The 12,581-nt window shown below is 70.8% G+C and carries 12 protein-coding genes; 2 read left to right on the top strand and 10 right to left on the bottom strand.

Annotation, left to right across the window (positions count from 1 at the left end; all coding sequences use genetic code 11):
• Positions 1-146 precede the first annotated feature (146 nt).
• Positions 147-398, bottom strand: a complete 252-nt coding sequence (locus tag ACFQPS_RS16070; protein WP_377360232.1) for a hypothetical protein — start codon at positions 396-398, stop codon at positions 147-149.
• Positions 399-732: 334 nt separating this feature from the next.
• Here ACFQPS_RS16070 and ACFQPS_RS16065 point away from each other — a divergent pair, with 334 nt between their 5' ends.
• Positions 733-1,233 carry a hypothetical protein gene (locus tag ACFQPS_RS16065; RefSeq protein WP_377360231.1) on the top strand — a complete coding sequence of 167 codons (501 nt, stop codon included), beginning with the start codon at positions 733-735 and terminating at the stop codon, positions 1,231-1,233.
• A 125-nt stretch (positions 1,234-1,358) separates the two neighbouring features.
• Positions 1,359-1,652, top strand: a complete 294-nt coding sequence (locus ACFQPS_RS16060) for a nucleotidyltransferase domain-containing protein (protein WP_377360230.1) — start codon at positions 1,359-1,361, stop codon at positions 1,650-1,652.
• Positions 1,653-1,680: 28 nt separating this feature from the next.
• Here the strand turns inward: ACFQPS_RS16060 and ubiB are convergent, their stop codons facing one another.
• The 9 genes from ubiB to ACFQPS_RS16015 form a co-directional block, all read right to left on the bottom strand.
• Positions 1,681-3,219 (bottom strand): 2-polyprenylphenol 6-hydroxylase, encoded by a 1,539-nt coding sequence (gene ubiB / locus ACFQPS_RS16055; RefSeq protein ID WP_377360229.1) that lies wholly within the window; start codon positions 3,217-3,219, stop codon positions 1,681-1,683.
• 288 nt (positions 3,220-3,507) lie between these two features.
• Complete coding sequence (locus ACFQPS_RS16050; protein ID WP_377360228.1) at positions 3,508-4,287, bottom strand: class I SAM-dependent methyltransferase; 780 nt, start codon at positions 4,285-4,287, stop codon at positions 3,508-3,510.
• A 106-nt stretch (positions 4,288-4,393) separates the two neighbouring features.
• Positions 4,394-5,098, bottom strand: coding sequence for a phosphate regulon transcriptional regulator PhoB (phoB, locus tag ACFQPS_RS16045; protein WP_012568407.1), 705 nt, complete (start codon positions 5,096-5,098; stop codon positions 4,394-4,396).
• Between the two features lie 92 nt (positions 5,099-5,190).
• Positions 5,191-5,916: a phosphate signaling complex protein PhoU gene (phoU, locus tag ACFQPS_RS16040; protein WP_377360227.1), complete on the bottom strand. Its 726-nt coding sequence runs from the start codon at positions 5,914-5,916 to the stop codon at positions 5,191-5,193.
• 52 nt (positions 5,917-5,968) lie between these two features.
• Positions 5,969-6,778, bottom strand: coding sequence for a phosphate ABC transporter ATP-binding protein PstB (gene pstB / locus ACFQPS_RS16035; protein ID WP_377360226.1), 810 nt, complete (start codon positions 6,776-6,778; stop codon positions 5,969-5,971).
• A gap of 5 nt (positions 6,779-6,783) precedes the next feature.
• Positions 6,784-8,097 (bottom strand): phosphate ABC transporter permease PstA, encoded by a 1,314-nt coding sequence (gene pstA, locus ACFQPS_RS16030; RefSeq protein WP_377360225.1) that lies wholly within the window; start codon positions 8,095-8,097, stop codon positions 6,784-6,786.
• Entirely contained in the window at positions 8,090-9,556 is a 1,467-nt protein-coding gene (gene pstC, locus ACFQPS_RS16025; protein ID WP_377360224.1) for a phosphate ABC transporter permease subunit PstC, read from the bottom strand. The genes pstA and pstC overlap by 8 nt, the downstream gene beginning before the upstream one ends.
• 118 nt (positions 9,557-9,674) lie before the next feature.
• Positions 9,675-10,715 (bottom strand): PstS family phosphate ABC transporter substrate-binding protein, encoded by a 1,041-nt coding sequence (locus ACFQPS_RS16020; protein ID WP_377360223.1) that lies wholly within the window; start codon positions 10,713-10,715, stop codon positions 9,675-9,677.
• Between the two features lie 224 nt (positions 10,716-10,939).
• The gene (locus ACFQPS_RS16015; protein ID WP_377360222.1) at positions 10,940-12,457 is read right to left on the bottom strand and encodes a sensor histidine kinase; all 1,518 of its coding nucleotides are present in this window, start codon (positions 12,455-12,457) and stop codon (positions 10,940-10,942) included.
• Between the last annotated feature and the right edge of the window lie 124 nt (positions 12,458-12,581).

The raw sequence follows: 12,581 nt of genomic DNA, 5'->3' as shown, positions 1-12,581 counted from the left end.
ATGCGGACACGCCGCGCCCCGCCCCGTCGCCCGAAGGCGGCGGAACGGGGGCGGGCCAGGAGGAACTCGGGTGCAAGGAACTCGGCTGACAGGGAGCCCGGGCCGCGGCCGGTACTGTCCGCGGCCAGTCCTACGCGCGGCCGGTCCTATCCTCGGACGGTGAGGACGAGGCAGCCGCCGACACCGGCGGGCTTCACGCTGGGCCGCAGGCCGGCATCCCTGAGCAGGCCCTGGACCCCTTCGACCACGGCAGTCGGGCGGGTCAGGGTCACGCTGGGATCATGGTGGCCGAGGCGTCGGCAGCGGTCGAGCGCCGTCATGATCTGGCGCGCCAGGGCGTCGGGGCCGTAGGGCGGGAACGCGCGGGCAAGCGACGGGGTCTCTTCGGTGACGGACATCGCGGCAGCCGTCATGCCGGGTTCCGGATTGCGGGCTCCGGTCGCCACTGCGGGAAACATGCAAGGTCCCTGGGTTGGGCATGGCCGGAAGCGACCCGCTCCCGACAGCAATAACATAGGACCGGGCTATGGCTTTTCCGCGGCGAGAATCCTTCGGCTTTTCCGATGGCTGCCCCGCATCCTTTGCACGCGGGCATTCACCTTTTGCTTACCCGTCGGCGGGTCCCCGCTTCCCGGGGCCGGCGCTTCCGGCCGGCCGCGGGCCGATCTACACTGTCCGCAGAACCAGGGGCGGACGACGGGCCGCCCCGCCCTTCGCGTGCGGGAGGAGACGATGGCGGACCAGGACGATCCGGGGAAGGCGCTGGCGGCCGCGCGGGACGTGGCCCGGCGCCTGAACGACTCGCTGGACGAGCTGCGGGCGGTGCTGCCCGTCACGGGCACGGGGCTGGCCTACATGCCCGAGAAGTTCCGCACCGAAGCGGACGCCCTGCTGCACCGCTTCCGCACCCTGCACGGCCTGCTGGCCGGCCGGGTGCTGCCGGCCGCCATGGGCCGGGCCGGGCTGGAGGCGCGGGGCAAGACCGCGCGCGAGCTGGCCGGGCTCCTGGCCGGGATGCGGCTGGTGCCGGACGCGGAGGCGTTCGACCATCTGACCCGGCTGCGCGACCGGCTGCGCGACGCCTTCCCCGTCGATCCGGCGGAGGAGGCGGAGCTGCTGAACGCCACCGCCCGGGCCGTGCCCCACCTGGTCGCCCTGCTCGCCGGGCTGGAGGCGGCGGCCGGGGCGGCGGGCACGGATGACGGGGGCACGGACGCAGGCCGGGCGCCCTGAGCGGCGCGTTCCCTGAGCGGCGCGCCCCTTGAGCGGCGTGCCCCTTGAGCCGCGCGTCCATGCAGCGCCGGGGCGGCCGGAACGGCCCGGTTCCCGCCGGGCGGAAGACCCTCTATGCTGGTCCCATGCGGCTGAAGGCGGACGAGATCAGGATCATCAAGCATCTGGTGGCCGAGCATCTCGGCGCCGCGGCGGAGGTGCGCCTGTTCGGCAGCCGCGTGGATGACGGCCGCCGCGGCGGCGACATCGACCTGATCGTCACCGTGGACGCCCGGCCCGACTCCGGCCGCGAGGCCCGCCTGCACTGGGCCCTGGAGCAGGCCCTGGACGACCAGCGGGTGGACCTGCTGCTGCATGTGCGCGGCGAGCCGCCGCTGCCGATCCAGCGCATCGCCTATCGGACGGGCGCGGTGCTGTGAGGGAGGGAAGGCCCGGGGGGGCCTTCGCTCAGCCGAACAGCAGGATCAGGACCAGCAGGACGATGACCGCCCAGACGGGGCGGAGCTGCTGGGCCGTGCGGGCGCGCTGGCGGGTGTCGAGCTCCCGCAGGCTGGCAGGATGGATGCGCAGGCCACCCTCGGCCACCTGCGAAGCCAGGGCCTCGGCGTCGCGCACCAGCCGGGGCAGCCCGCCGGCGATCTGGGCCAGCGCCCCCGCCGTCTGGGCGATGCGCGCCTCCGGCCCGCGGTTCTCCCGCATCCACTCCTCGATCAGCGGCCGCGCCATCTCCCACATGTTGATGCGGGAGTTGAGCGCCCGGCCGACGCCCTCGGCCGTCAGCATGGATTTCTGGAGCAGCAGGAGCTGCGGCTGCGTCTCCATCTGGAACCGCTCGGTCACGGCGAAGAGCTGGGCCAGCAGCCGGCCGATGGAGATCTCGCTCATCGGCTTGTTGTGGACCGGTTCGCCGATGGCGCGGCAGGCCTGCCGGAACATCTCCAGCGACTGGGTGCGCGGCACGAAACCGGCGTCGAAATGCACCCGCGCCACCAGATCGTAGTCGCGGTTCAGGAACCCCAGCAGCATGTCGGCCAGATAGAGCCGCGTCTGCCGGTCGATGCGGCCGACGATGCCGAAATCGACCGTCATCAGGTTGCCCTGCATGTCCACGAACAGGTTGCCGGGATGCAGGTCGGCGTGGAAGAAGCCGTCGCGGAAGACCTGGTTGAAGAAACCGTTGGCGGCGTACAGCAGCACCCGGTCGGGGTCCAGGCCGGCGGCGCGGATCTGGTCCACCCGGTCGACCGGAATACCCTCCACCCAGTCCAGGGTCAGCACGCGGGTGCTGGTGCGGTCCCAGTCGATGGCGGGCACGTTGAAGCTGGGATCGTCGCGGAAATTGTCGCCCATCTCGGAGGCGGCGGCCGCCTCCATCCGCAGGTCCATCTCCATCGCCACCGTCTCGGCGAAGGTGTCCACCACCTCCACCGGCTTCAGGCGCTTCAGCCGCGGTTGCAGCCAGAGCGCCAGATCGGCGAGCCAGTACATCAGGTCGATGTCCTGGCGGAAGGCCTGGGCGATGCCCGGCCGCAGCACCTTCACGGCCAGCCGGCGGCCGTCCGGCGCTTCGGCATAGTGGACCTGGGCGATCGAGGCCGCGGCCACCGGCTTCGGATCGAAGCGGGAGAACAGCACACCGATCGGCCGTTCCAGCTCCGACTCGATGATGGCGACAGCCTCGTCGGCCGGGAACGGGTCCAGCCGGTCGCGGAGCTGCGCCAGATCGGCCGCTACCGCGTCGCCCACCAGATCGGCGCGGGTGGACAGGGCCTGACCCAGCTTGACGAAGCTGGGGCCCAGCTCGGTCAGGGCGCGGGCCAGCCGCACCCCCGGCCGCCCGATGGCGTGCGGGTTGTTCAGCCGCCGGAGCACCCAGGCAACGCCGGGCGTGACATCGCTGTATTCATCCACCGCCAGCGCGCCGTGCTTGCCGAGCGTGCGGACGATCACGACGAGGCGCAGGAGATTGCGGGCGATGGTGATCATGGGCGCGCCTCCGCCGGGCGCACGCCCGGCCGGCCGGCGCGGAGAACCGCGGTCTGACTGGTCATCGTCCCTCGGGCGCCATGGCGCGGCGCCGGTTCCGTTCGTGCGTCTTCTCTGCCGGCGGCGGTCCCGCCGGCGCAGCACCGCCGGTCGCGCGGCAGTGCCAGGACAGGCGGTGCCAGGGCAGCCGTCACCGGGGCAGCCGTCACCGGGGCAGGCAGCGCCGGGGCAGCCCGACGGGCCGGGCGCCCTGGTCGTCCGTCATGCCGCAGCACCGGCCGCATCGGCTCAGACCCGCCAGGCGGAATGCACGGCGGCGATGCCGCCGGTCAGGTTCCGGTAGCGGACGCGGGCCAGGCCCGCCGCCTCGATCCGGCGGCACAGGGCCTCCTGCCGGGGGAAGCGCCGGATGCTTTCCACCAGATACTGGTAGCTCTCGCGGTCGCCGGCCACCATCTCGCCCAGCCGCGGCAGCACCCCGAAGGAGAAGCCGTCGTAGATCTCGCGGAAGATCGGCAGGGTGACGTGGCTGAACTCCAGGATGAACAGCCGGCCGCCCGGCCGCAGCACGCGCCGCGCCTCGGCCAGCGCCACGTCGATGTGGGTGACGTTCCGCAGGCCGAAGGCGATGGTGTAGGCATCCACCGAGCGGCTGGCGATGGGCAGCGCCTCGGCATTGCCGACCATCCAGTCGATGCCGGTGCCGTCGGAGCGCTGCGGCAGGCCGCGGTCGATGGCGCGGTCGCGGCCGACCCGGACCATGGCCTCGGTCAGGTCGCAGACCAGCACGCGGGAGCCCGGCGCCCGATTGGACAGGCGGAAGGCGATGTCGCCGGTGCCGCCGGCCACGTCCAGCAGGGTCTCGCCCGGCCGGGGATCGACCATGGAGACGAAGCTGTCCTTCCAGAGTCGGTGGATGCCCCCCGACATCAGGTCGTTCATCAGGTCGTAGCGCGTGGCGACGGAGGAGAAGACCCCCCGTACAAGCGGCGTCTTCTCCCGCGGGTCCACCTCGCGGAAGCCGAAGAAGCGGGACTCCTGTCCCGGCGGGGGCGTGGTCTCAGTCATGCGCGGCACCCTAGCGCAGCGCGCGCGGGCACGGAAGCGGGCGCGGCAAATAGCTACGCTTTTTCAAAAGGAGTTGACCCGGAAGCGGCCGCCGCCCGGCCGGCGCTCAGAGCGTGTTCTGGTCGAGCGCGTAGCCGGCGGAGCGGACGGTGCGGATCAGGTCCTGGTCGTCGGTCTCGTTCAGCGCCTTGCGCAGACGCCGGATGTGGACGTCCACGGTGCGCGGCTCGACATAGACGTCGTGGCCCCAGACCACGTCCAGGAGCTGCTCGCGGCTGAAGACGCGGCCGGGATGCTGCATGAAGTGGCGCAGCAGGCGGAACTCCGTCGGCCCCAGATGCACGTCGCGGCCGTTGCGGCGGACCCGGTGCGCGGCCAGATCCATCACCACGTCGGCGAAGCGCAGCAGCTCCTCCGCCAGCCCTGGTGCGGCGCGGCGCAGCACGGCGCGCATGCGGGCGACCAGCTCGGTCGGGCTGAACGGCTTGGCGATGTAGTCGTCCGCCCCGCTGTTCAGGCCGCGGACCTTGTCCGCCTCCTCGCCGCGGGCGGTCAGCATGATGACGGGCGTGTCGCGGGTCTTCGGGTTGCGCCGGAGCTGGCGGCAGACCTCCAGCCCGCTCATCAGCGGCAGCATCCAGTCCAGCAGCACCAGATGCGGCGCCTGCTCGTTGGCCAGCAGCAGCGCCTCCTCCCCGTCGCTGGCGGAGATGACGCGGAAGCCCTCCTTCTCCAGATTGTACTTCAGCAGGGTGACGAGATCCGCCTCATCCTCGACGATCAGGATCAGGGGCTTCAGGGCTGAGTTCATGGCGGGTCCGGCTAACGTCAGTCGATCACTCGGGCAGGCAGTAACTTGGTGAGCAGTCCCTCGGTGAGCGGTCACCGCGCCCCCCGGGCCGGTCAGGGCGCCGCCGGGGTCTCGGGCGAGACGACGGCGAAGCTCGACTCGTCGCCCTTGGGCCGGTCGGTGGCGAGCGGCTGGCCGACGATCAGGAAATGGATCGTCTCCGCGATGTTGGTCGCGTGGTCGCCCGCCCGCTCCAGGTTCTTGGCGATGAACAGCAGATGCGTGCAGGGGGTGATGTTGCGCGGGTCCTCCATCATGTAGGTCAGGACCTCGCGGAACAGGCTGGTGTAGAGATCGTCCAGCTCCTCGTCGCGGTGCCAGGCGGCGATGGCCTTCTCCAGGTCGCGGTCGACATAGGCGTCGAGCACTTCCTTCAGCATCTCCTGCACCAGCTTGCCCATGCGCGGGATGGCCGAGGCCGGGCGGACGGCGGGCAACTGGGCGAGCGCGATCGAGCGCTTGGCGATGTTGGCGGCGTAGTCGCCGGTGCGCTCCAGATCGGCGGAGATCTTGAGCGCCGCCAGGATCTCGCGCAGGTCGCTGCCCATCGGCTGGCGCAGGGCCAGCATGCGGATGGTCTCCTGCTCGATCTGGCGCTCGTAATCGTCCAGCCGGTTGTCGGACTGCATGACGCGGCCGGCCAGATCGACATCGCGGCGGGTCACCGCCTGCACGGCCGCGTCCACCTGCGCCTCGGCCACGCCGCCCATCTGGGTGATCAGGCCGGAGAGCCGCCGCAGTTCCTGTTCGAAAGACTTGACGGTGTGTTCGGTGGCCATGCTGACCCCTTGTCCTGCTGGCGGCCCGCGCGGGGCCGGGCGCCGTGCCGGCTCAGCCGAAGCGGCCGGTGATGTAGCCCTGGGTGCGCTCGTCGCGCGGGTTGGTGAAGATCTCCTCGGTCTCGCCGACCTCGACCATGTCGCCCAGGTGGAAGAAGGCCGTGCGCTGCGAGACGCGGGCGGCCTGCTGCATGTTGTGGGTGACGATGATGATGGTGAAAGCCTGGCGCAGCTCGTCGATCAGCTCCTCGATGTGCGCCGTGGCGATGGGGTCGAGCGCCGAGCAGGGCTCGTCCATCAGGATCACCTCGGGGCTGACCGCGATGGCGCGGGCGATGCACAGGCGCTGCTGCTGGCCGCCGGACAGGCCGGTGCCCGGCTCCAGCAGGCGGTCCTTCACCTCGTTCCAGAGGCCGGCGCGGCGCAGCGAGGTCTCGACGATCTGGTCGAACTCGTCCTTGCGGGTGGCAAGGCCGTGCAGCCGCGGCCCGTAGACGATGTTGTCGTAGATCGACTTGGGGAACGGGTTCGGCTTCTGGAACACCATGCCGACGCGGGCACGGAGCTGCACCACGTCCAGTTCCGGGTCGTGGATGTCCTGCCCGTCCAGCGTGATCAGCCCTTCCACCCGGCAGATGTCGATGGTGTCGTTCATCCGGTTCAGGCAGCGCAGGAAGGTGGACTTGCCGCAGCCCGAGGGGCCGATCAGGGCCAGCACCTCGTTCTCGTAGATGTCCACGTCGATGCCGTGCAGCGCCCGCTTCTCGCCGTAGAAGACCTTGACGCCACGCGCCGCCATCTTCACCGGCTTGCTGGGGACGGTCGCCGCGGCGGCCGTCGTGTTCAGGGTCGCGTTGTCCATGGTCCTCACCAGCGGCGTTCGAATTTCTTGCGGAGATAGATGGCGGCGCCGTTCATCATGATCAGGAAGGCCAGCAGCACCATGATCGCGGCCGAGGTCAGCTCGACGAAGCCGCGCTCCGTCGCATCGGCCCAGATGTAGACCTGCACCGGCAGCACCGAGGAGCTGGAGAGCAGGCCCGAGGGCGGCTCGGTGACGAAGGCGTTCATGCCCACCATCAGCAGCGGCGCCGTCTCGCCCAAGGCCTGCGCCAGGGCGATGATGGTGCCGGTCAGGATGCCCGGCATCGCCAGCGGCAGCACATGGTGCATCACCGTCTGAAGACGCGACGCCCCCATGCCCAGGGCCGCCTCGCGGATCGAGGGCGGCACCGCCTTCAGCGCGGCGCGGGCGGCGATGATGATGGTCGGCAGGCTCATCAGCGCGATCACCATGCCGCCGACCAACGGGGCGGAGCGGGGCAGGCCGAGGAAACCCAGGAAGACGGCGAGGCCGAGCAGGCCGAAGACGATCGAAGGCACCGCCGCGAGATTGTTGATGTTCACCTCGATCAGGTCGGTGAAGTGGTTCTTCGGCGCGAACTCCTCCAGATAGACCGCGGTGGCGACACCGATCGGCAGCGCCAGGATCACGGTCACGAACAGCAGGTAGACGGAGCCGACCACCGCCCCCCGGATGCCCGCCAGCTCCGGATAGTTGCTGTCCGACGCGGTGAAGAAGGTGGTGTTGAAGATCGAGGTGGCCTTGCCCTGCTCCACCAGCCGGTCCAGCCAGGCGAGCTGTTCGTCGCTGACCGGGCGACTCGATTCCGGCAGGTCGCGGTCGATGCGGCCCTTGCGGATCTGGTTGATGTCGTCGGAGGCGGGCAGCCAGAACTGCCGCGTCTGACCGACCAGGGAGGGATCCTCCAGCACCTCGCGGTACAGGAAGACGCCGGCCACCGGGCTGATCAGGCCGCGCAGCGCGCGCTTGGGCACCCGGCCCGAGACATCGGGGAATTCCCGGTAGAGCGCGTCCTGGACCAGATCCTGGAAGGCGGCGCGGTCCCAGTCGGCCGGGTTGCCCGTGCCCTTGGGATCGATCGTCTTCGCGTCCAGCGTCACCTCCAGCCGGATCGCCGTCTGGGTGAAGGCGCCCACCCCGTTGTGCAGGATGGTGTAGAGCAGCACGACCAGCATCGTGCAGGCCACGGCGATCGCCACGATGCCGTAGGCCTTGAACCGCCGCTCGGCCGCGTACCGCCGGCGCAGCCGCTTCTCCGCTGCCTCCGACGTGTGGAACGACCCAGGGGCCGCCATCGGTTCCGCCAGCTCAGTCATACTTTTCCCGATATTTCTGGACGACGCGCAGGGCGACGACGTTGAGGACCAGGGTGACGAAGAACAGCACGAGGCCGAGGGCGAAGGCCGAGAGCGTCTTGGCGCTCTCGAACTCCTGGTCGCCGGTCAGCAGCGCGGCGATCTGCACGGTCACCGTGGTCACCGCGGCCAGCGGATTGAAGGTCAGGTTGGCGGCCATGCCGGCGGCCATGACGACGATCATCGTCTCGCCGATGGCGCGGCTGATGGCCAGCAGGAAGGCGCCGACGATGCCCGGCAGGGCCGCCGGCAGGATCACCTGCCGGATCGTCTCCGACCGGGTGGCGCCCAGCCCGTAGGACCCGTCGCGCAGGCTCTGCGGCACGGCGTTGATGACGTCGTCCGAGAGGGAGGAGATGAAGGGCACGATCATGATGCCCATGACCACCCCCGCCGCCAGCGCGCTGTTGGAGGAGACGTCCAGCCCCAGATCGAGGCCCAGAGTACGCACCACCGGCGCCACCGTCAGGATGGCGAAGAAGCCGTAGACCACGGTGGGGATGCCGGCCAGGATCTCCAGCACCGGCTTCACCGTGCTGCGCACCCGGCGCGGCGCGTACTCGGCCAGATAGATGGCCGAGAGCAGCCCCACCGGCAGCGCCACCGCCATGGCGACGGCGGAGATCAGCAGCGTGCCCGTGAACAGGGGGATGGCGCCGAACGCGCCGGAGGAGCCCACCTGATCGGCGCGGATCGCCGTCTGCGGGCTCCAGTGCAGGCCGAACAGGAACTCCGTCACCGGCACATAGGCGAAGAAGCGCACGCTCTCATAGAGCAGCGAGAGCACGATGCCGATGGTGGTCAGGATGGCGATGATCGAGCAGACCACCAGCGCCCAGATGACCACACGCTCCACATTGTTGCGGGCGCGGAAGCGCGGGGCGATCAGGCGCCGCGTCAGCAGCAGCCCGCCGACGGCGAGCGCCATGCAGACGGCGAACACCGACCAGCCGGCGATGCGCTCAAGCTCGGCATAGTGCGCCGCGGCGGGGCGCAGCGCCTCAACCACCGCGGGATTGACATAGGCCTCCTGGCCGGCGGCCATGTTGCGGATGTTGATCAGCAGGAGCTGCCGCTGCGTCTCGCCCAGGGCGTCGGCCGCCTGGGAGGCGACCAGACCGGAGACCCGCTCCAGCTCGGTCGGGGCCAGAGCCGCCTGGGCCCAGGTCAGCACCGACTCCGGGGACATGCCGTTCAGCACCAGCATCTCGATGACCGGCGCCTGGAGCACCAGCCAGAACAGCACCAGCAGCAGCGCGGGCAGGCCGGCCCAGATGGCCGTGAAGGACCCGTAGTAGCCGGGCACCGAATGCAGGCTGGCGATCCGCCCGCCCGACACGGCCACCGCCCGGCTCCGCCCCATCCAGAAGCCGATGGCGGACAGCAGCAGCAGGATGGCGACGGTCAACTGGATGGACATCGGCGTCCCCGAACGCGGGAGTGCCCCGCACCATGGAAATACAGAAATCCCGGCCACCGAAAGGGCTACCGGCGGCGATCACCGCCGGTAGCACCGTTCAGGCGGTCGGGCAACCGGATCAGGAGGCCGGCTTGGCCATCGGGGTCAGGGACTTCACGGTCTCCTGCACCTTGGCCAGACGCTCGGCCGGCATCGCCACCAGACCCTTGTCGGCCAGGTAGCCGTCCTCACCGGCGGCGCGCTCACCGACATACTCGGTGACGAACTCCTTCAGGCCGGGGATGACGCCGACATGGGCGTTCTTCAGGTAGATGAAGAGCGGGCGGGAGATCGGGTACTCGCCGGAGGCGATGGTCTCGAAGCTCGGGGTCACGCCGGCGATCGTCGCGCCCTTCAGCTTGTCCAGGTTCTCCTCCAGGTAGGAGAAGCCGAAGATGCCGTAGGCGTCCTTGTTCTGCTCCAGACGCTGGACGATCAGGTTGTCGTTCTCACCGGCCTCGATGAAGGCGCCGTCCTCACGCATCGTCTGGCAGACGGCCTTCTTGCGGGCGGCGGCCAGCGACTTCACCGCCGGATACTCCTCGCAGCCGGTGTCCATCACCAGCTCGACCCAGGCGTCGCGGGTGCCGGAGGTCGGGGGCGGGCCGAGCACCTCGATCGGGGCGTTCGGCAGCGACGGATCGACGTCGGACCAGCGCTTGTGCGGGTTCGGGACGATCTGGCCGTTGACCTCGACCTCCTTGGCCAGCGCCTGCCAGAGCTGGGCCTTGGTCAGGTTGATCTCCGGGCCGGCCTTGGAGTGGGCGAAGGCGATGCCGTCGAAGCCGATCTGGATCTCGGTGACTTCTTCGACGCCGTTCTTCTGGCACTGATCGAACTCGGACGCCTTCATGGCGCGCGAGGCGCCGGTGATGTCCGGGTGATCGGCGCCGACGCCGGCGCAGAACAGGCGCATGCCGCCGCCGGTGCCGGTCGACTCCAGGATCGGCGCGGGGAAGCTGGTGGTCTGGCCGAAGCGCTCCACCACCGTGGCGGTGAAGGGGAAGACCGTGGAGGAACCGACGATGCGGATCTGCTGGCGGGCCTCGGCGACGCCGGTCAGGCCGACGACGGAAACCGCAGCGACCGCGGCGGCAAGGGCAAGCTTCTTCGTGGTCACGACATTGCCTCCGATTTCTTGGCAACTGGTCCGGGGATGCAAGCCCGCTCTCCCCGGCAACTGGGTCCCGGCGGGGTAGCCGGACCTTAGTCCCCGAGCGCGAACCAAATACTACGGTCGCATGACGGTTTGATGACAGCCGGCGCCGGCGGGACCCGCCGCGGCGCAGGGCTGACCGGACCGGAACGCACCCCGCATCCCCTGCCCCGCGCGATCCGGACGGATCAGGCGACGGCGCCGGGCAGCGGCTGCGCCGGGGCCGGTTCCTGCGTCGCCGCCGGCAGCAGCACGGTGAAGGTGCTGCCCTTGCCGACCTCGCTGTCGATGGCGAGGCGGCCGCGGTGGCGGTTGACGATGTGCTTGACGATGGCCAGCCCCAGCCCCGTCCCCCCCAGCGCACGGGAGCGGGCCGGGTCCACCCGGTAGAACCGCTCGGTCAGGCGCGGCAGGTGGGTGCGCGGGATGCCGTCGCCGCGGTCGATCACGGCGACCGCGACCAGATGCGTCGGACGCCGCCGTCCGGGCAGGACCGGAACCGCCGACAGAGCCCCCGGCATGCCGCCGCCCCCACCGCTGGCGGGCTGGTCGGCGACGGAGAGCGCGACCGTCACCTCGGTCTGCTCGCGCCCGTACTTGAGGGCGTTGTCGATCAGGTTCTGGAAGACCTGGGCCAACTGGTCCTCGTCCCCCACCACGGGGGGCAGCCGCTCCGGCCCCTCCACCCGCAGCCGGATCTTCCGGGCCGCGGCGCGCAGCTCCAGCATGGCGACGACCTTGCGCACGATCTCCGCCACGTCGGCCGTGCCGGACGGCGGGGTGTGCTCGTCCAGCTCGATCCGCGACAAGGACATCAGGTCGTTGACCAGCCGGGACATGCGCCCGGCCTGGTCGTGCATGATGCCGAGGAAGCGGTCGCGCGCCTCGGCATCGTCACGGGCCGGGCCGCGCAGCGTCTCGATGAAGCCCAGCAGGGTGGCGAGCGGGGTGCGCAGCTCGTGGCTGGCATTGGCGACGAAGTCGGCCCGCATCTGCTCCGACCGCTTCAGCACGGTGATGTCGTGCAGCGTCAGCAGCACCGCCGCCTCGGTCCCCGCCCCGGCCCCGACCGGAAGGGCCGGGTCGGCCGCGGCGGGCCGGCGGAACGGCTTGACCCGCGCCTCCAGCACCCGCTCCACCGGCAGCGACAGGGTGAACTCCACGCTGCGCGAGGTGCCGCCCCGCAGCACCTGCCCCACGGCCTCCAGCACGGCCGGGTTGCGCAGGCTGACGGCAAGGTCGCGCCCGGACAGTCGGTCCCCGAACAGGGCGCGGGCGGCGGCGTTCGCCTGCGCCACCCGGCGGTCGGGGTCGATCAGGATCAGCGGCTCGTGCATCGCCTCGACCACCGCCTCGCCCACGGCGACGCGGCGCTCGGCCTTGTCCAGCCGCTCCAGCCAGCGGCGCTGCGCCTGCGCCGTGGCGGACAGCAGGGTCTGCGCCACGGCGGAGTTGGGCAGCGGCGCCGGCACCGGATCGTCGGCCTGGGCCGTGTGGTCCAGGAACTCCGCGATCAGCCGGGAATCGTGATAGAGCATGCGCAGGACCAGCCCGGTCAGCCCGGCGGCCAGCGTGATCGCCGCCAGGGCGAGGCCGAAACCCAGCTTCCCCGCCAGCACCAGGGACAGCAGAATCCCCGCGGTCGGCGCCAGCAGCAGGACGCCGATCAGGATGAAGCGGTCGGGACGGATCTCTTGCCTGCTCATCGGACGCGGTCTGCCGGTGCTCTCCCAGTCCGGGCCCCGGGCGGGACCCGCCCGCCCCCGCCGCGGCCGGCGCGGGGCGAACGATCCTGATAGCATCTGTCCCGCCGGCCCGCAGCGGCGTCAT

It is taken from the genome of Rhodocista pekingensis (assembly GCF_042665545.1).
Taxonomy (GTDB): Bacteria; Pseudomonadota; Alphaproteobacteria; order Azospirillales; family Azospirillaceae; genus Rhodocista; species Rhodocista pekingensis.
The sequence above is the reverse complement of the archived record's forward strand: the minus strand, read 5'-3'. Positions and strand labels throughout refer to the sequence as shown.